This window comes from Streptococcus sp. SR1 (genome assembly GCF_000526075.1).
Lineage (GTDB): Bacteria > Bacillota > Bacilli > Lactobacillales > Streptococcaceae > Streptococcus > Streptococcus halitosis.
The window spans coordinates 26,122-45,637 of the sequence record NZ_JATR01000025.1; the positions used below are offsets into that span (position 1 = coordinate 26,122).

Here is a 19,516-nt window from a genome sequence, read left to right on the forward strand (position 1 = left end):
GCAGAGTTGGACTTTAATCCAATTCTGCTTTTAGGTATTCTAATAACTCTTCTAGATTTTCGAGAGAGACTTTGGCAAACTGATAAGGACAGGCGTCCAAATAAGCCTTCTCAAAAAAGTCTAGTTTGAGTGAGCTGTGTTTTAAACTGGTGATTTTAGGATAGTCTCTCAAATCAAGCAAAAGACCATCATGTAGAGGATAGTAAGGCAAGGGACAGGTGTTTTTTTCAAGTAGCTCCTTCATCCGAGTCTGATAGTTCTCTTGAAGGGTAAGACGGGCCAGTCGATTTTTTTCAAATAGCTGGCTATCGATGTAAAGAGAGAGAGCCTTTTGCATGATGAGATTGCTGTCATAGTCTAGGATATTTTTGTAGGAAACAAAGGCCTTTTTTAGGGCATTTGGGAGAATGAGAGCGGTAATACGAAGGGCTGGAAAGAGGCTGGTTGAGAAGGACTTGATATAAATGACCCGATCCTCAGTGTCCAGATAGTGGAAGGTCTGCCCTTTTTTAGGGTCTAAATCTCCTAGATAGTCATCCTCTACGATGTAAACACCATACTGGTTTGCTAGATCTAGAATAGCCCTTTTTTCCTGATCAGAATAGGAATGACCTAGGGGATAGTGGAAGCGAGGAATGGTATAGAAAAACTTGATTTTTCCAGATTTAAACTGTTCTTCCAGTTCTTCAAGGTTAATGCCATCAATTCGGCGTTCAATGGTCTGGTAGGCTAATCCCTGAGCGACCAAGAGGCGGTTCATCCGGTGGTAAGTCGGCTGTTCAACCAAAATCTCAGCTCCCTCGCTCGGAAAGTTAATCTGAGAAAGGATAAAGAGAGCTTGCTGGGTGCCAGAAGTTAGAACCAGTTGGTCGGGTTTGCAGTAGAGGGCTTGGTCAAAGAGGAGTTGATGGACAGATTGTCTGAGTTCCTCAAGGCCTTCTTGGTTATCATAGTAGTTGAAGAGGTAGTTTTCTCGGCCTATCAGGGTTTCGTTGACGCAGAGTCGGAAGTCGTCATAGGCACTAGCATGCTCGTCAGTGACTTCAATTTCCAAGTCTTGGTGCTGTCCTTGTTCTAGAACATAGTAGCCACTTTGGGGTTTGGCATAGAGGTATTGTTCATGGCGTAATTCCAGCAGGGCTCGTTGGATAGTGTCCTTGCTACAGTGAAAGTCTTGGCTCAGTTGACGGATAGAGGGAAGCCGGCTACCTGTTGGAAATTTTCCTGATTCGATACCTTTTTTGAGAAAGGAAACGACTGCTTGGTATTTACTTTCTTTCTTCATTCCAGACCTCCCTTGATTTTGTTACATTGTACCTTTTTTTTGCTTCCTTTGCAATGGGAAAAGTATTTCTCCCTTTCACAACTAGGAGCAAATGTGGTATACTTAGAAAGTATGATGATTCATTGAAAAGAAGTTAAGAAAGAGAATGGATAGAAAAGTGCAGGAACCGGTTAAATTATTTCAATACAATACTCTAGGTGCCCTAATGGCAGGTCTCTATGGTGGAACCATGACAGTGGGAGAATTACTGGAACATGGTGACCTCGGTTTGGGAACCCTTGATTCGATTGATGGGGAGTTGATTGTCCTTGATGGCAAGGCTTATCAAGCCAAGGGGTCTGGTCAAACGCCTGAAATCGTCGAGGTGGCAGCGGATGCTCTTATTCCCTATGCAGCAGTGGTCCCTCATCAGGCAGAAGTGATTTTTCGTCAGCGCTTTGAGATGACGGATAAGGAATTGGAAAAGCGAATTGAGTCCTACTATGATGGGGAAAATCTTTTTCGTTCCATCAAGATTCATGGTGAATTTTCACAAATGCATGTGCGGATGATTCCCAAATCCACACCTGATACCAAGTTTGCTGATGTAGCGACTCACCAACCTGAATATAGCCGTGAAAATGTATCGGGAACTATTGTTGGATTTTGGACACCAGAGATTTTCCATGGAGTGAGTGTTGCAGGCTACCATTTGCATTTTATCTCAGATGATTTGACCTTTGGTGGGCATGTGATGGACTTTGTTATCAAAGAAGGAATGATCGAGGTTGGGGCAGTCGACCAGTTGGACCAACGTTTTCCAGTCCAAGATCGCCAGTATTTATTTGCGAAATTTAACGTTGACGAGATGAAGAAAGATATTGATAAGTCAGAATAGGAGAAAAAGATGACAGTACATATTATCCTCACCATGATCGCTTTAGTTCTCATTCTAGTAGGTGGAACTTGGTATGCCAAAAAACGGTTTAAAATCTCTCTTGCAGTGATGGGCTTGGGGGCAATCGCATTTTTTGTTTCTTCTCAAGTGTTAGAGAAGATGGTTCATCTTCTGGTACTCCATCCGCAAAAAGATGGAGCCATTCCGCTCATGCAGGAGCAGCCTTTCTTATACGTCCTTTATGGAATCGCTATGGCAGCCCTCTTTGAGGAAACAGCTCGTCTTGTCTTTTTTAAATGGTTGGAGAAAAAGAGAAAGTTGGAAGATAGAGATGCTTTGGCTTATGGTTTGGGACATGGGGGCTTGGAAATGCTCTATCTCGGAATGGGAAGCTTGATCAGTCTTTTGATTCTCTTTTCACTCATCCAGTCTTCAAATACTGATGTAGCCAATCTCCTTCCAAAGTCTACACTCGAAACGGTTCAGTCTCTTTCTGTATGGCAGGTTTATCTACTAGGGGTTGAGCGTGTGCTTGCTCTGGTTCTCCAAATTAGCCTTACTGTCTGGGTCTATCAAAGTGTCCGTCAAAAGAAATGGATCTATCTCATTGCTGCCTATGGCTTGCATGCTTTGTTTGACTTGGCTCCAGCCTTATCTCAAGTGGGATGGATTACAAATCCACTTTTAGTTGAGTTCATCCTTCTCGCAGAACTTATAGCTCTTGTCTGGCTAACAAAATCTACATTTTGGAAAAAATCATAAAAAGAGGGTGACCTCTTTTTTTATGTGAAGATTGGATACAGAAATTTCCAGTCGTCAAAAATCTTTAAAAATGGTATAATGAAATCACTTTACAAAAGGATGAGAGATATGACATTAGTAACTAGAATACAAGAACAATTAGAAGGAATTGATATTCGTTTTAAGGAACCATTGAAGCTCTATACCTACACTAAGGTAGGGGGACGAGCGGATTATCTGGTTTTGCCACGGAATCGCTATGAGATGGCGCGTGTCGTTCAATTTGCCAATCAAGAGAGTATTCCTTGGATGGTGCTAGGGAATGCCAGCAATATCATCGTTCGTGACGGTGGAATTCGTGGATTTGTCATCTTGTGTGACAAGCTCAATAACGTTTCAGTTGATGGTTATACCATTGAAGCGGAAGCTGGGGCCAACTTGATTGAAACGACACGTATTGCCCTTCGTCATAGTTTGACTGGTTTCGAGTTTGCCTGTGGCATTCCAGGGAGCGTCGGTGGAGCAGTCTTTATGAATGCAGGTGCCTATGGAGGAGAGATTGCTCATATCTTGCAGTCTTGTCAAGTTTTGACCAAGGAAGGGGAAATCGAGACCTTATCTGCCAAGGAATTGGCTTTTGGTTACCGTCATTCAGCTGTTCAAGATTCTGGAGCTGTTGTTTTGTCAGCTAAATTTGCCCTATCTCCAGGGAATCATCAGATTATCAAGCAAGAAATGGATCGCTTGACGCACCTACGTGAACTCAAACAACCTCTAGAATACCCATCTTGTGGTTCGGTCTTTAAGCGTCCTGTTGGTCATTTTGCAGGTCAGTTGATTTCAGAGGCTGGCTTGAAGGGCTATCGTATCGGTGGTGTTGAAGTATCTGAGAAACACGCAGGATTTATGATTAATGTTGCTGACGGAACGGCGAAAGACTACGAGGATTTGATCCAATCTGTTATTGAAAAAGTCAAGGAACACTCAGGTGTCACCCTTGAGAGAGAAGTCCGAATCTTGGGTGAGAAAGAATAAAATTTAGGCAGAAAAGCTGCTACTATGTCAATGGAAAGGGGGTGAAAGCCTATCGTTAGCGAAGATGCATGTAGGCAGTTCAATCTCCTACACGAGGTAGTAGTGGCCTGACAGAGCCCTGATTTGTTAATTTATGAAAAAGAAGGAATTTATGACAATTGAAAAAACCAATTATTGAATTCAAAAACGTCTCTAAAGTTTTTGAAGACAGCAACACCAAGGTTCTCAAAGACATCAACTTTGAGTTGGAAGAAGGGAAGTTTTACACTCTTTTAGGCGCATCTGGTTCAGGGAAATCAACCATTTTAAACATCATTGCAGGTTTACTGGATGCGACGACAGGGGATATTTTGCTGGACGGTGTCCGTATCAATGATATCCCAACCAACAAGCGAGACGTCCATACAGTCTTCCAATCCTATGCCTTGTTTCCACATATGAATGTGTTTGAAAATGTTGCCTTTCCACTCCGCTTGCGTAAGATTGACAAGAAAGAAATCGAGCAACGTGTAGCGGAAGTTCTCAAGATGGTTCAGTTGGAAGGTTATGAAAAACGTTCCATCCGTAAACTCTCTGGAGGACAACGTCAGCGTGTAGCCATTGCCCGTGCCATCATCAACCAACCCCGTGTGGTCTTGCTGGATGAACCTCTGTCAGCGCTGGACTTGAAATTACGAACAGACATGCAGTATGAACTGCGTGAATTACAACAACGATTGGGGATTACCTTTGTCTTTGTCACTCACGATCAGGAAGAAGCTCTTGCCATGAGTGACTGGATTTTCGTTATGAACGATGGTGAGATTGTTCAGTCTGGAACGCCAGTGGACATCTACGATGAGCCAATCAACCACTTTGTTGCCACCTTTATCGGCGAGTCCAACATTTTGCCAGGAACCATGATTGAGGACTACTTGGTTGAGTTTAACGGCAAACGCTTTGAAGCGGTCGATGGTGGGATGAAGCCAAACGAGCCTGTGGAAGTTGTTATTCGTCCAGAGGACTTGCGCATCACTCTTCCTGAAGAAGGCAAGCTCCAAGTTAAGGTGAATACTCAGCTCTTCCGTGGGGTTCACTACGAAATTATCGCCTATGACGAACTTGGAAATGAATGGATGATCCACTCAACTCGTAAGGCCATTGTGGGTGAGGAAATCGGTCTGGACTTTGAACCAGAAGACATCCACATCATGCGTCTCAACGAAACCGAAGAAGAGTTCGATGCTCGTATCGAAGAATACGTAGAAATCGAAGAGCAAGAAGCAGGTCTGATTAATGCGATCGAGGAGGAAAGAGATGAAGAAAACAACCTCTAAACTCTTTGTAGTGCCCTATATGCTTTGGATTGCCCTTTTTGTTCTCGCACCCTTGATCTTGATTTTCGGTCAATCCTTTTTCAACATTGAAGGGCAGTTTAGTTTAGAAAACTATAAATCCTACTTTGCGTCCCAAAACCTGACCTACCTTAAAATGAGCTTCAACTCTGTGCTTTATGCTGGGATTGTAACTCTAGTGACACTTCTTATCAGCTATCCAACAGCCCTCTTTTTGACTCGTCTCAAGCACCGTCAACTCTGGCTCATGCTGATTATCCTGCCAACATGGATTAACCTGCTCCTTAAGGCTTATGCCTTTATTGGGATTTTTGGTCAAAATGGCTCTATTAACCAATTCTTGGAATTTATCGGAATCGGTTCGCAGCAGTTGCTCTTTACGGATTTCTCCTTTATTTTTGTCGCAAGCTACATCGAGCTTCCATTTATGATTTTGCCGATTTTCAATGTCTTGGATGATATGGATAACAATCTTATCAATGCCAGCTATGACCTCGGTGCGACCAAGTGGGAAACCTTCCGTCATGTTATCTTCCCTTTATCGATGAACGGTGTGAGAAGTGGTGTCCAATCAGTCTTTATCCCTAGTTTGAGTCTCTTCATGCTGACACGTTTGATTGGTGGGAACCGTGTTATCACGCTGGGAACGGCTATTGAGCAGAACTTCCTGACCAATGACAACTATGGAATGGGTTCTACCATCGGTGTGATCCTCATCCTGACCATGTTCATCACCATGTGGGTGACCAAGGAAAGGAGAGAACGATGAAAAAATTTGCCAATCTCTACCTAGCCTTTGTCTTTATCATCCTCTATTTGCCGATTTTTTACTTGATTGGCTATGCCTTTAATGCAGGGGATGATATGAACAGTTTTACCGGCTTTAGTTTGAGCCATTTTCAAACCATGTTTGGTGATGGCCGTCTCATGTTGATCCTCACCCAAACCTTTTTCTTGGCCTTTCTATCAGCCTTGATAGCGACTATTATTGGGACTTTCGGTGCCATCTATATCTATCAATCTCGTAAGAAATACCAAGAAGCCTTTCTATCACTCAATAATATCCTCATGGTTGCGCCTGACGTTATGATTGGTGCTAGCTTCTTGATTCTCTTTACACAACTTAAGTTTTCACTTGGATTTTTGACGGTTCTATCTAGTCATGTGGCCTTTTCCATCCCTATCGTGGTCTTGATGGTCTTGCCTCGTCTCAAGGAGATGAATGATGACATGATTCATGCGGCTTATGACCTTGGCGCCAGTCAGTTTCAGATGTTTAAGGAAATCATGCTTCCTTACCTGACTCCGTCTATCATTGCAGGTTATTTCATGGCTTTCACCTATTCGCTGGATGACTTTGCAGTGACCTTCTTTGTAACAGGAAATGGCTTTTCGACCCTGTCAGTTGAGATCTACTCTCGTGCTCGTAAGGGAATTTCGCTAGAAATCAATGCCCTTTCTGCCCTTGTCTTTCTCTTTAGTATTATCCTAGTGGTTGGATATTACTTTATCTCACGTGAGAAGGAGGAACAAGCATGAAAAAACTCTATTCATTTTTAGCAGGAATTGTAGCGATAATCCTTGTCTTGTGGGGAATTGCGACTCATTTAGATAGTAAAATCAATAGCCGAGATAGTCAAAAACTGGTTATTTACAACTGGGGTGACTACATCGATCCCGAACTTTTGGAGCAATTTACAGAAGAAACAGGCATCCAAGTACAATACGAGACCTTTGACTCCAATGAAGCCATGTATACCAAAATCAAGCAGGGTGGAACAACCTACGACATTGCTATCCCGAGTGAGTACATGATCAACAAGATGAAGGACGAAGACCTCTTGGTACCACTCGATTATTCAAAAATTGAAGGGATTGAAAATATCGGACCTGAGTTCCTCAACCAGTCTTTTGATCCGGGCAATAAATTCTCCATTCCTTATTTTTGGGGAACCTTGGGAATTGTTTACAATGAAACCATGATAGATGAGGCGCCTGAGCATTGGGATGACCTCTGGAAACCAGAATACAAGGATTCCATCATGCTCTTTGATGGGGCGCGTGAGGTGCTGGGACTCGGGCTTAACTCGCTCGGTTACAGCCTCAACTCCAAGGATCCTCAACAGTTGGAAGAAACGGTAGACAAGCTCTACAAACTGACTCCAAATATTAAGGCCATTGTGGCGGATGAGATGAAGGGTTACATGATCCAGAACAATGCTGCTATTGGTGTGACCTTCTCTGGGGAAGCCAGCCAGATGTTGGAGAAAAATTCTAACCTCAAGTATGTCGTTCCGACTGAGGCCAGCAATCTCTGGTTTGACAACATGGTCATTCCCAAAACCGTGAAAAACCAAGATGCAGCCTATGCCTTTATCAACTTTATGCTAAAACCCGAAAATGCTCTTAAAAATGCAGAATATGTAGGCTATGCAACACCAAATAGCACGGCTAAGGAACTGCTCCCAGAGGAGACCAAAGAAGACAAGTCCTTCTATCCAGACGCTGATACCATGAAAAACCTAGAAGTTTATGAGAAATTTGACCATAAATGGACAGGCAAATATAGCGACCTCTTCCTACAGTTTAAAATGTACCGGAAGTAGGAGTGATGCTTTCTTGTCAACTTTCCCAGTTGACGCAGAACCCAAAAAACGATATAATAAGAAAGTTGAGAATTGATTTTCTGTCGTCTTAGTCCAGAGAAATGGCGGTGCTGCGAGCCATCTAAGCTAGGAAGTCATGCTACTCAATCATACAATTGCATAAGAATAAGAGAATGACAAGTTCATTGAATGAAGGTGGTACCGCGGTTTTTCGCCCTTCGTGATGTGAGCTTGTCTTTTGATTTTTGGAGGTGTTTATGAAGACATTTCTCGTGAAACAAAAGTTTCGTCTTGGAGGCGAACGCTTCGATATCAAGGATGATAGAGGAGTAGTGAACTATCAGGTGGAGGGATCTTTCTTCCAAATTCCTAAGACCTTTACCATCTATGACGCCTATGGTGAGCAAGTCAGTGAGATTAGTAAAGAATTTTTCACCTTGCTTCCTCGCTTTACTATCCAGTTACGAAACGGTTCCAATTTCGTCATTCGTAAGAAGTTGACCTTCTTTCGAGATAAGTATGAGTTTGATGATCTAGGTCTCCGTATCGAAGGCAATATCTGGGATTTGAATTTCAAATTGCTGGATGATCGTGATCAGCTTGTCGCCGAGATTCGGAAAGAGATTTTCCATTTGACCTCAACTTACACCGTAACCGTCTATGAAGACTCTTATGCAGACCTAGTCATTTCCCTCTGTGTCGCGATTGACTATGTGGAAATGCTGGAAAGCCAATCAAATTAAACAAGTAATAAGGAGATATTATGAAACAACTATCTAGTGCTCAAGTACGCCAAATGTGGCTAGATTTCTGGGCAAGTAAAGGCCACTCTGTAGAACCATCAGTCAGCTTGGTTCCTGTAAATGACCCAACTCTTTTGTGGATTAACTCAGGGGTAGCAACGCTTAAGAAATACTTTGACGGAACCATTATCCCTGAAAACCCACGTATTACCAATGCGCAAAAAGCCATCCGTACTAACGACATCGAAAACGTAGGGAAAACTGCGCGTCACCATACCATGTTTGAAATGTTGGGGAACTTCTCTATAGGGGATTACTTCCGTGATGAAGCTATCACTTGGGCTTATGAGCTTTTGACAAGTCCTGAATGGTTTGATTTTCCAGCTGATAAACTGTACATGACCTACTATCCAGACGATAAAGATTCTTACAACCGCTGGATTGAAGTAGGAGTGGATCCAAACCACTTAATCCCAATCGAAGACAACTTCTGGGAAATCGGTGCGGGACCTTCTGGACCTGATACAGAGATTTTCTTTGACCGTGGAGAAGCCTTTGACCCAGAAAACATCGGTATTCGCCTGCTTGCAGAGGATATCGAAAACGATCGTTACATCGAAATCTGGAACATCGTTCTGTCACAATTTAACGCAGATCCTGCTGTTCCTCGTAGCGAATACAAGGAATTACCACACAAGAACATTGATACGGGAGCTGGTTTGGAGCGTTTGGTGGCCGTTATCCAAGGGGCTAAGACAAACTTTGAAACTGACCTCTTCATGCCAATCATTCGTGAAGTTGAGAAATTGTCTGGTAAGGTCTATGACCAAGATGGCGACAACATGAGCTTCAAGGTCATCGCTGACCACATCCGTTCTCTTTCATTTGCCATCGGTGATGGTGCGCTTCCAGGAAACGAAGGTCGTGGTTATGTCCTTCGTCGTTTGCTTCGTCGTGCTTCTATGCACGGTCAAAAATTGGGCATCAACGAGCCTTTCCTTTACAAACTCGTTCCAACTGTTGGAAAAATTATGGAAAGCTACTACCCAGAAGTACTTGAAAAACGTGACTTTATCGAAAAAATCATCAAGAGCGAAGAAGAGTCATTTGCCCGTACCCTTCATTCAGGTCAACACTTTGCAGAAACCATTGTAGCTGATTTGAAAGCGAAAGGTCAAAACGTTATCGCTGGGCAAGATGTCTTCAAACTCTACGACACTTACGGATTCCCAGTTGAGTTGACGGAAGAAATCGCTGAAGAAGCTGGGATGACTGTAGACCGTGAAGGTTTTGAAGCAGCCATGAAAGAGCAGCAAGAACGTGCGCGTGCGTCAGCTGTCAAGGGTGGCTCAATGGGAATGCAAAATGAAACCCTCCAAAACATTACAGTGGAAAGTGTCTTCAACTACAATGCCAGTCAATTGCCTTCTAAGTTGGTGGCTATCGTAGCGGACAATGCTGAAGTTGAAGCTGTTTCAGAAGGAACTGCCTCCCTGTTCTTTGCGGAAACACCATTCTACGCTGAAATGGGTGGACAGGTAGCTGACCATGGTCAAATCTTGGATGCTACAGGAAAACTTGTGGCTACTGTGACAGATGTTCAAAAAGCGCCAAACGGACAAGCTCTTCATACGGTTGAAGTTCTTGCACCGCTTGCTTTGAACCAAGAATATACATTGGCCATCGATACCAATCGTCGTCACCGTGTCATGAAAAACCACACAGCAACTCACTTGCTCCATGCAGCCCTTCACAATATCCTTGGAAACCATGCGACACAAGCAGGATCCCTTAACGAAGTCGAATTCCTTCGCTTTGACTTCACACACTTCCAAGCAGTAACTCCTGAAGAATTGCGCGCCATTGAACAACAGGTCAATGAGAAAATCTGGGAAGCAATTGCAGTAGAAACTGTTGAGACAGATATTGACACTGCTAAAGAAATGGGAGCTATGGCCCTCTTTGGTGAGAAGTATGGTAAGGAAGTTCGTGTTGTTACGATTGGTGACTACTCAGTGGAACTTTGTGGTGGTACCCACGTAGGTAATACTTCTGAAATTGGTCTCTTCAAGATTGTCAAAGAAGAAGGGATTGGATCAGGAACTCGCCGTATCTTGGCAGTGACTGGTAAGGAAGCTTTTGAAGCTTACCGCGAACAAGAAGACGCTCTGAAAGCCGTCGCAGCAACCTTGAAAGCCCCTCAACTCAAGGAAGTACCTCATAAGATTGAAGGACTTCAAGAACAACTTCGTCAGCTCCAAAAAGAAAATGCTGAGTTGAAAGAAAAGGCAGCGGCAGCTGCAGCAGGCGATGTTTTTAAGAATGTTCAAGAAGCAAACGGTCACCGTTACATTGCAAGCCAAGTTTCTGTATCAGATGCAGGTGCCCTTCGTACCTTTGCGGACAAATGGAAACAAAAAGACTACTCTGATGTGCTTGTCCTAGTTGCCGCTATTGGTGACAAGGTCAATGTCCTCGTAGCAAGCAAGACTAAAGATGTACACGCAGGAAACCTGATCAAAGAATTGGCTCCAATCGTCGATGGACGTGGTGGTGGTAAACCAGACATGGCCATGGCAGGAGGAAGCAACCAAGCGAAAATCCAAGAACTCTTGGATGCAGTAGCAGGTAAATTGTAAGACAATAAAGATCTATCCATTTGGGTAGGTCTTTTTGTGCATACAAAAAAGCCAAATCTAGTTGGATTTGGCTTGTAACTGATAGGTTTATTTTGCTGCGAAGACACTGACTGAACCCGCTGCTACTGGAAATTCTCCATAACCTTCAGCATTGATTGTAACTTGTGCTGGGTGATTTTTAAGGAGGTCAACAAAGGTTTGGTCAGCCCATTCTTGCCCGACAAACATAGATTTGCTGTTTTCTTGGTCATTTGAGATGAGGACAGCGATTGGAGATTGATGTTCAGCACCTGTACGGACCCATCCGATACAGTTAGGATCATCAAAGTAGTCTGTTTGCTCTCCATAGGCCAAGTCTTTTCGAATGGCTAGGAGACGATCAAGAACTTCTTTGAAATCTTGTTGAGCATATTGCCCTGAAATGCCGTAATAATCTCCGTAAAAGACACATGGAAGACCATCTTGGCGTAATAGAATAAGGGCATAGGCTGCTGGCTTGAACCATTCTTCAACAGTAGACTCAAGGGCTTGACCTCTTTGGGTATCGTGGTTGTCGACAAAGGTCACAGCCTTATCGGGTTTTAGTTCAACCAAGCTATCAGTAAAGATAGTACGAAGGTCGTAGCTTGCTCCAGCCTGACTAGCTTCAAAGAGATTCTGGTGGAGGCGAACATCGACAAGGTCAAAACGTTCTTCTGTTTTTTCAAGGTAGTCTAGATTGGCTTCTTTATCTGGATTCCAAAATTCACCAAAAACATAGAAATCTTGCCCGTATTTTTCCTTCATATCACGGATGAAATTGCGCATAAAGAAAGAGTCAATGTGTTTGACGGCATCCAAGCGGAAACCAGCAATACCAGTCGTTTCCATGAACCAGTCAGCCCAGTCATAGATATTTTTGATCACTTCAGGATGCTTAAAGTCTAGGTCGGCATACATGAGGTAGTCGTAGTTGCCGTTTTCATTATCGACCAATTCCTCGTTTGCCCAGCCCTTGTTGTCCCCCTGGATCAGGTAAATGCCAGATTTACGGCGTTTGGCATCATAGTCTGTACCTGTGAAGTGGTACCAGTGCCAGTGGAAGTCATTGTAGGTATTTTGACGACCATCGAAAGTAAAGTGAGTCCAACCATTGATGGTGAAGGGCTCGCTTAGTTGAACGGTACGGTCCTCAGGGTCCACTTCAATAACCTGAAAGGATTCCATGTGATCGGCTGCAGCCTTGTGATTGAGCACCACATCAGCCATAGGTCGAATTCCCTGAGCCTTTAGAGCTTGAATGGCTTGAAGATAGTCTTCTTTAAACCCATACTTGGTACGGACAGTCCCTTTTTGATGAAATTCACCTAGGTCAAAAAGATCGTAAACACCATAGCCGACATCTTTTTCGTTGGTTGCCTTGAAGGCAGGTGGCATCCAGACATGGCTGATACCAAGGTTTGCTAGGTGCTCTGCGTCTTTTGTCAGTCGAGCCCAGTGTTGGCCGTCGTGGGGCAGATACCACTCAAAGTATTGCATAAGTGTCTGATTTTGCATTGTTTTTCCTCTTGCTTATCAATGATGAGTTATATTCTACCATAAAGTTTAGAACTAGGCAAACGTTTGCGCAATTTTCTATACTCATTTATGTTTTTGTCTATTTTTAGCGAATAGAATCTCTCCTTCCATTATAAGGGAAAAGATGTTTTGGTGAAAAAGTAAATGGAATAAACTTATTTTAACAAAAATGGCATTTAGTAAACTAAAGTAAAAATGGATAAGCGGTTTCTTTTTTGAGAATTGTCATAAAATTTGCTATAATAGTAGTTATGAATAGAATTAGGGTCAGCAGACATGTTGAAAAAAAGCTAGCTAAGGGTCTAGTTCTTTTGGAAGCAAGTGATTTAAGAGATATTGGTCTAACGGATCAGGCAGTAGAAGTTCTTAGTCAAGACGGGAAATTTTTAGGGAGCGCCTATCTTTCCCAGCAAAACAAAGGCATTGGTTGGATGGTCAGTAAGGAAAAGGTTAGCTTTAACCAAATCTTTTTTGAAGCTCTGTTTCGTAAGGCCAAGGAAGTTAGAAAGCCTTATTATCAGGATGACTTGACTACTGCCTTTCGCCTTTTTAACCAAGAGGGGGATGGCTTTGGCGGTCTGACTGTTGATCTCTACGGAGATTATGCTGTCTTTTCGTGGTACAACTCCTTTGTTTACCAGATTCGAAAGTTGATAGTAAAGGCTTTTAAGGAAGTTTTTCCTGAGGTCTTGGGTGCTTATGAGAAGATTCGTTTTAAAGGTCTAGACTACGAGTCTGCCCATGTTTATGGTGAGGAAGCGCCAGACTATTTTACTGTTCTTGAGAATGGCGTGCTCTATCAAGTCTTTATGAATGATGGCTTGATGACAGGGATTTTTCTAGACCAGCATGAAGTTCGTGGGAGTCTGGTTGACGGTCTAGCCATGGGCAAATCCTTGCTCAATATGTTTTCCTATACGGCTGCCTTTTCAGTTGCTGCAGCTATGGGAGGCGCGAGTGAGACAACTTCTGTCGACTTGGCCAAACGGTCCAGAGAGCTGTCAGAAGCTCATTTTCAAGCAAATGGATTCAGCACGGACAATCATCGTTTTATCGTTATGGATGTCTTTGAATATTTCAAGTATGCCAAGCGAAAAGGATTGACCTATGATGTGATTGTCCTAGATCCGCCGAGCTTTGCACGGAATAAAAAACAAACATTTTCTGTGGCGAAGGATTATCACAAGTTGATTTCCCAAAGTCTAGAGATTTTAAATTCGGGAGGCATTATCATTGCCAGTACTAATGCTGCCAATGTTTCCCACCAGAAATTTACAGAACAAATTGATAAAGGTTTTGCAGGAAGAAGGTATCAGATTTTAAACCAATATGGTCTTCCAGCAGACTTTGCCTATAATAAAAAAGATGAAAGCAGTAATTACCTCAAGGTGATTAGTATGAAGGTTAGTAAATGAAATTAGTCGTCTCAGTAATGCCAAGAAGTTTAGAAGAAGCGCAAGAACTGGATGCCACTAGGTATGAAGATGCCGATATCATTGAGTGGCGTGCGGACTTTCTTGCAAAGGACGCTATTTTACAGGTAGCACCCGCTATCTTTGAGAAATTTGCAGGACGCGAACTGGTCTTTACCCTTCGGACTCGCGCTGAGGGAGGAGAAATCGAACTTTCCTCAGAAGAGTATGTTCAAATTATCAAGGAAGTGGCGCAACTCTATCAACCAGACTATATTGATTTTGAGTACTACAGCTACAAGGATGTTTTCGAGGAGATGTTGGATTTTCCAAATCTGGTCTTGAGTTATCACAATTTCCAAGAAACGCCTGAAAACATGATGGAAATCTTGTCTGAATTGACCAGTCTCTCTCCGAAAGTGGTCAAGGTATCTGTCATGGCCCATACGGAGCAGGATGTTTTGGATCTGATGAATTATACGCGAGGTTTCAAGACACTCAATCCTGAGCAAGAGTACGTGACTATTTCCATGGGGAAAATTGGTAAGGTTTCGCGTATCACTTCAGATGTGACAGGTTCTAGCTGGTCTTTTGCTAGCATGGATGCGGCCAGTGCACCAGGTCAGATTTCTCTATCAAGTATGAAGAAAATCAGGGAGATTTTGGATGAAGCTTGATGGCTATACACGTTTAGCTGCAGTTGTTGCAAATCCCATCAGACACTCTATTTCACCCTTCATCCACAATAGGGCCTTTGAGTCGACAGCTACAAATGGTGTCTATGTGGCTTGGGAGATTAAAGCGGGTGACTTGGCAGAAACAGTAGCCAATATTCGGCGTTACCAGATGTTTGGGATCAATCTTTCCATGCCTTACAAGGAGCAAGTGATTCCTTATCTGGATGAGTTGAGTGATGAGGCTCGTTTGATTGGGGCGGTCAACACAGTTGTCAATCAAGACGGAACGTTAATTGGATATAATACAGATGGCAAGGGATTTTTTAAGAGCTTGCCTTCTTTTACAATCTCGGATAAGAAAATAACCATTCTAGGAGCAGGTGGTGCAGCCAAGTCCATTTTGGCTCAGGCTATTTTGGATGGCGCCAGTCAGATTTCAGTCTTTGTTCGTTCAGTTTCCATGGAAAAAACAAGACCTTACCTAGATAAGTTGCAGGAGCAAACAGGCTTTAAAGTGGACTTGTATGCTTTAGAAGATATTTCTGAACTGCAAGAAAAGATTGCCAAGTCGGACCTGCTCGTCAATGCTACTAGTGTGGGGATGGATGGCCAGTCGTCCCCAGTTCCGACAAGTATAGTCTTACCAGAAGATCTCTTGGTGGCAGATATCATTTACCAACCCTTTGAGACGCCGTTTTTGAAATGGGCTAGAAGTCAGGGCAATCCAGCCGTCAATGGTCTGGGGATGTTGCTCTATCAAGCTGCTGAAGCTTTTCAATTGTGGACAGGTAAAGAAATGCCGACAGAAGAGATTTGGCAGTCCTTAACAGAAAAATATAAATAGTGAAAGGGAGACCCTACTATGAAAATCAGAATCGATATTCCGCATCATCCTTATGATATTCAGATTGAAAAAGGTTGTCTGGCCCAGGCTGGTCAATGGTTGCGAGAACTCTGGCAACCACAAAAGGTAGTCATTGTGACAGATAACCATGTAGTTTCTCTCTATGCAGAGAAGGTTAAACTCAGCCTAGAAGATGCTGGTTTTCAGGTAGCTGTTTTTGACTTTTTAGAAGGCGAAGAACGAAAAAATTTAACAACTGTTCAGAAGGTCTATGAATTTTTAGTCAAGCAAGGTCTGACTCGTAGCGATGGGATTGTGGCTCTTGGCGGTGGTGTCGTTGGGGACCTGGCTGGTTTCGTAGCCTCTACCTATATGCGGGGCATTCACTTTGTTCAGATTCCGACTAGTTTGACAGCCCAGGTTGATTCTTCTATCGGTGGAAAGACAGGTGTTAATACTCCATTTGCTAAAAATATGGTGGGGACCTTTGCCCAACCAGATGGGGTTCTGATTGATCCGCTTGTCCTTGAAACACTCGGAAAAAGAGAGTTGATTGAGGGGATGGGTGAGGTTATCAAGTATGGTTTGATTGAGGATCCAGAACTATGGGCTCTCTTAACGGAGCTAGATGGTTCTGTAGAGAGCATTCTTGAACATGCAGAGACTTTGATTGAACATTCTTGTCAGGTGAAGCGCAAGATGGTGGTTGAGGATGAGTTGGATAATGGTGTTCGCCTTTACCTCAATTTTGGGCACACTATTGGCCATGCTATTGAAGCAACGGCCGGTTATGGCAAGGTCATGCATGGTGAGGCAGTGGCTATGGGTATGGTACAGATTTCCAAGGTTGCTGAGGAAAAAGGCCTCATGCCAGCTGGCATAACCCAGTCCATCACAGCTATGTGTCAGAAATTTGGCTTACCTGTTGACTATGAAAACTGGGATGTTGATAAGCTTTATCAGGCTTTGACTCATGACAAGAAAGCGCGTGGCAATACCTTGAAATTGGTCTTGGTGCCAGATCTTGGTTCGGCAACCATTCACCCAGTTTCTCTGGAAGAGATGAAAGACTACTTGGTAAAATAAGGAGAACGTATGAGATATTTAACTGCAGGAGAATCACACGGACCCCGTCTGACGGCTATCATTGAAGGAATTCCAGCTGGACTTCCTTTAACAGTAGAGGACATCAACGAGGATCTGAAACGTCGTCAGGGTGGCTACGGTCGTGGTGGCCGTATGAAAATTGAGAGTGACCAGGTTGTCTTTACATCGGGCGTTCGTCACGGGAAGACGACAGGGGCTCCCATTACCATGGATGTCATCAACAAAGACCACCAAAAATGGCTGGATATCATGTCTGCTGAAGACATCGAAGACCGCCTTAAAAGTAAGCGGAAAATCACCCATCCACGTCCCGGTCATGCCGATTTGGTTGGGGGCATCAAGTACCGTTTTGATGATTTACGAAATTCCTTGGAACGTTCATCAGCTCGAGAAACAACCATGCGAGTTGCAGTAGGAGCAGTAGCCAAACGTCTCTTAGCTGAACTGGATATGGAGATTGCAAACCATGTCGTTGTCTTTGGTGGCAAGGAAATCGATGTTCCAGAAAACTTAACAGTCGCAGAGATTAAGGAACGAGCTGCCCAGTCTGAAGTTTCTATTGTCAACCAAGAACGAGAACAAGAAATCAAGGACTATATTGACCAAATCAAGCGTGACGGTGATACCATCGGTGGGGTTGTGGAAACAGTTGTCGGAGGTGTTCCAGTCGGTCTCGGTTCCTATGTCCAATGGGACAGAAAATTAGATGCGCGATTGGCCCAAGCAGTTGTCTCTATCAATGCTTTTAAAGGGGTGGAATTTGGTCTTGGCTTTGAAGCTGGTTACCGCAAAGGTAGCCAAGTTATGGACGAAATTCTCTGGTCTAAAGAAGACGGCTATACTCGTCGTACCAATAATCTGGGCGGTTTTGAAGGTGGTATGACCAATGGGCAACCGATCGTTGTTCGTGGAGTCATGAAACCCATTCCCACTCTTTACAAACCACTTATGAGTGTGGATATCGAAACCCACGAACCTTACAAGGCAACCGTGGAGAGAAGTGATCCGACCGCCCTTCCAGCTGCAGGTGTGGTCATGGAAGCCGTTGTAGCAACGGTTCTGGCACAAGAAATCCTTGAAAAATTCTCATCAGATAATCTTGAAGAATTAAAAGAGGCAGTTGCCAAGCACCGAGACTATACAAAGAACTATTAAGGAGTCCTTATGGCAAAAACCATCTATATCGCAGGTCTCGGTTTGATTGGTGCTTCGATGGCACTCGGTATCAGGCGTGATCATCCGGATTATGAAATTATAGGTTATAATCGCAGTCAGGCTTCGAGAGACATTGCCTTGGAGCGGGGGATGATTGACCGTGCGACGGATGATTTTGCCAGTTTCGCTCCCCTAGCAGATGTCATCATCCTGACCTTGCCAATCAAACAGACCATTGCTTTTATTAAGGAGCTGGCAAACTTAGACTTGAAGGAAGGCGTCATTATCTCGGATGCAGGCTCGACCAAGTCAGCCATCGTGGATGCGGCGGAGGAACATTTAGCTGGCAATCCTGTTCGCTTTGTCGGGGCCCATCCCATGGCCGGTAGCCACAAGACAGGGGCTGCCTCTGCGGATGTTAATCTCTTTGAAAATGCCTACTATATCTTCACACCTTCGAGCCTGACAAGTCCTGACACACTTGAGGAAATGAAGGATCTGCTTTCAGGCCTTCATGCTCGTTTTATCGAGATTGATGCCAAGGAGCATGATCGGGTGACTTCTCAGATTAGCCATTTTCCTCATATTCTGGCTTCCAGCCTTATGGAGCAGACGGCAGTTTATGCTCAAGAACATGAGATGGCAAGGCGCTTTGCGGCAGGTGGTTTTCGAGATATGACTCGCATTGCGGAAAGCGAGCCAGGTATGTGGACTTCCATTCTCTTGTCCAATCGTGAGACTATTCTAGAGCGAATTGCGGATTTCAAGGAGCGCCTAGATGAGGTTGGACAAGCCATCAGCAAGGGAGATGAAGAGCAAATCTGGAACTTTTTCAACCAAGCGCGTGCGCAACGTCAGGCCATGGAAATCCATAAGCGTGGTGGTGTGGACAGTTCTTATGACCTCTATGTCGATGTTCCCGATGAAGAAGATGTTATCTTGCGGATTTTGGAATTACTTCGTGGGACTTCTTTGGTTAATATCCACATCAACGAAGAAAACCGTGAAGATGTTCACGGGATTCTACAAATTTCCTTTAAAAATGCTCAAGACTTAGAACGAGCTGAGCGCTTAATTACAGAAAATACGGACTACACAGTCGTCATCAAATAAGGAGAAAATCATGTCAAATATTTACGATAGTGCAAATGAACTTAGTCGCGGATTACGCGAATTACCAGAATACAAGGCGGTCAAGGCAGCAAAAGATGCCATCCAAGCTGATGAACAAGCTAGCAAGATTTTTGCAGACTACCTCGCTTTCCAGCAAGAAATCCAAGTCATGGCGCAAACGGGACAAATGCCAGACGCCTCTTTCCAAGAAAAGATGCAGTCTTTCAGCAAACAAATCCAAGAGAACGCTCTTTTGTCAGATTTCTTTACCAAACAGCAACAATTGTCTATATACCTTTCAGACATTGAAAAAATTGTCTTTGAACCTGTTTCAGAATTATTAAAATAGTATTTTATCTGTATAAAAGCCAGAAATTTCAGGAATTTCTGG

General features: G+C 43.6%; 18 protein-coding genes. 16 read left to right on the top strand and 2 right to left on the bottom strand.

Going from position 1 to position 19,516, the window contains the following annotated elements:
* Positions 1-13: 13 nt before the first annotated feature.
* A complete protein-coding gene (locus tag HMPREF1518_RS08835; RefSeq protein ID WP_033585616.1) occupies positions 14-1,285 on the bottom strand; it encodes an aminotransferase-like domain-containing protein in 1,272 nt (423 codons plus the stop codon).
* A 145-nt stretch (positions 1,286-1,430) separates the two neighbouring features.
* Between HMPREF1518_RS08835 and budA the strand changes: the two genes are divergently transcribed.
* The 9 genes from budA to alaS all read left to right on the top strand — a co-directional run bounded on the left by budA (position 1,431) and on the right by alaS (position 11,260).
* Positions 1,431-2,162, top strand: coding sequence for an acetolactate decarboxylase (budA, locus tag HMPREF1518_RS08840; protein WP_000375405.1), 732 nt, complete (start codon positions 1,431-1,433; stop codon positions 2,160-2,162).
* A 9-nt stretch (positions 2,163-2,171) separates the two neighbouring features.
* Positions 2,172-2,924, top strand: coding sequence for a YhfC family intramembrane metalloprotease (locus tag HMPREF1518_RS08845; RefSeq protein WP_033585618.1), 753 nt, complete (start codon positions 2,172-2,174; stop codon positions 2,922-2,924).
* Between the two features lie 108 nt (positions 2,925-3,032).
* Positions 3,033-3,938, top strand: coding sequence for a UDP-N-acetylmuramate dehydrogenase (gene murB, locus HMPREF1518_RS08850; RefSeq protein WP_033585619.1), 906 nt, complete (start codon positions 3,033-3,035; stop codon positions 3,936-3,938).
* Between the two features lie 158 nt (positions 3,939-4,096).
* The gene (locus HMPREF1518_RS08855; RefSeq protein ID WP_033585621.1) at positions 4,097-5,254 is read left to right on the top strand and encodes an ABC transporter ATP-binding protein; all 1,158 of its coding nucleotides are present in this window, start codon (positions 4,097-4,099) and stop codon (positions 5,252-5,254) included.
* Positions 5,235-6,041 (top strand): ABC transporter permease, encoded by an 807-nt coding sequence (locus tag HMPREF1518_RS08860; protein WP_033585623.1) that lies wholly within the window; start codon positions 5,235-5,237, stop codon positions 6,039-6,041. The genes HMPREF1518_RS08855 and HMPREF1518_RS08860 overlap by 20 nt, the downstream gene beginning before the upstream one ends.
* A complete protein-coding gene (locus tag HMPREF1518_RS08865) occupies positions 6,038-6,811 on the top strand; it encodes an ABC transporter permease (RefSeq protein ID WP_000712722.1) in 774 nt (257 codons plus the stop codon). Before HMPREF1518_RS08860 ends, HMPREF1518_RS08865 begins: the two co-directional genes overlap by 4 nt.
* Positions 6,808-7,878, top strand: a complete 1,071-nt coding sequence (locus HMPREF1518_RS08870) for an ABC transporter substrate-binding protein (protein ID WP_033585625.1) — start codon at positions 6,808-6,810, stop codon at positions 7,876-7,878. The genes HMPREF1518_RS08865 and HMPREF1518_RS08870 overlap by 4 nt, the downstream gene beginning before the upstream one ends.
* Positions 7,879-8,135: 257 nt before the next feature.
* Positions 8,136-8,621, top strand: coding sequence for an LURP-one-related/scramblase family protein (locus HMPREF1518_RS08875; protein ID WP_033585627.1), 486 nt, complete (start codon positions 8,136-8,138; stop codon positions 8,619-8,621).
* 20 nt (positions 8,622-8,641) lie between these two features.
* The gene (alaS, locus tag HMPREF1518_RS08880) at positions 8,642-11,260 is read left to right on the top strand and encodes an alanine--tRNA ligase (protein WP_033585629.1); all 2,619 of its coding nucleotides are present in this window, start codon (positions 8,642-8,644) and stop codon (positions 11,258-11,260) included.
* Between the two features lie 87 nt (positions 11,261-11,347).
* Here alaS and HMPREF1518_RS08885 read toward each other — a convergent pair whose 3' ends face one another.
* Positions 11,348-12,796, bottom strand: coding sequence for an alpha-amylase (locus tag HMPREF1518_RS08885; RefSeq protein WP_033585631.1), 1,449 nt, complete (start codon positions 12,794-12,796; stop codon positions 11,348-11,350).
* A 272-nt stretch (positions 12,797-13,068) separates the two neighbouring features.
* Here HMPREF1518_RS08885 and HMPREF1518_RS08890 point away from each other — a divergent pair, with 272 nt between their 5' ends.
* The 7 genes from HMPREF1518_RS08890 to HMPREF1518_RS08920 are packed head-to-tail and all read left to right on the top strand — an operon-like array spanning position 13,069 to position 19,474.
* On the top strand, positions 13,069-14,232 hold the full coding sequence (locus tag HMPREF1518_RS08890) for a class I SAM-dependent rRNA methyltransferase (RefSeq protein ID WP_033585634.1): 1,164 nt from the start codon (positions 13,069-13,071) through the stop codon (positions 14,230-14,232).
* Positions 14,229-14,906, top strand: coding sequence for a type I 3-dehydroquinate dehydratase (aroD, locus tag HMPREF1518_RS08895; RefSeq protein ID WP_033585635.1), 678 nt, complete (start codon positions 14,229-14,231; stop codon positions 14,904-14,906). Before HMPREF1518_RS08890 ends, aroD begins: the two co-directional genes overlap by 4 nt.
* Positions 14,896-15,750 carry a shikimate dehydrogenase gene (locus tag HMPREF1518_RS08900; RefSeq protein WP_033585636.1) on the top strand — a complete coding sequence of 285 codons (855 nt, stop codon included), beginning with the start codon at positions 14,896-14,898 and terminating at the stop codon, positions 15,748-15,750. Before aroD ends, HMPREF1518_RS08900 begins: the two co-directional genes overlap by 11 nt.
* A gap of 18 nt (positions 15,751-15,768) precedes the next feature.
* A complete protein-coding gene (aroB, locus tag HMPREF1518_RS08905) occupies positions 15,769-16,836 on the top strand; it encodes a 3-dehydroquinate synthase (protein WP_033585638.1) in 1,068 nt (355 codons plus the stop codon).
* A gap of 9 nt (positions 16,837-16,845) precedes the next feature.
* A complete protein-coding gene (gene aroC / locus HMPREF1518_RS08910; protein WP_001269893.1) occupies positions 16,846-18,012 on the top strand; it encodes a chorismate synthase in 1,167 nt (388 codons plus the stop codon).
* A gap of 9 nt (positions 18,013-18,021) precedes the next feature.
* On the top strand, positions 18,022-19,125 hold the full coding sequence (locus HMPREF1518_RS08915; protein ID WP_033585640.1) for a prephenate dehydrogenase: 1,104 nt from the start codon (positions 18,022-18,024) through the stop codon (positions 19,123-19,125).
* 10 nt (positions 19,126-19,135) lie between these two features.
* On the top strand, positions 19,136-19,474 hold the full coding sequence (locus HMPREF1518_RS08920; RefSeq protein WP_033585642.1) for a YlbF/YmcA family competence regulator: 339 nt from the start codon (positions 19,136-19,138) through the stop codon (positions 19,472-19,474).
* Positions 19,475-19,516: the final 42 nt, after the last annotated feature.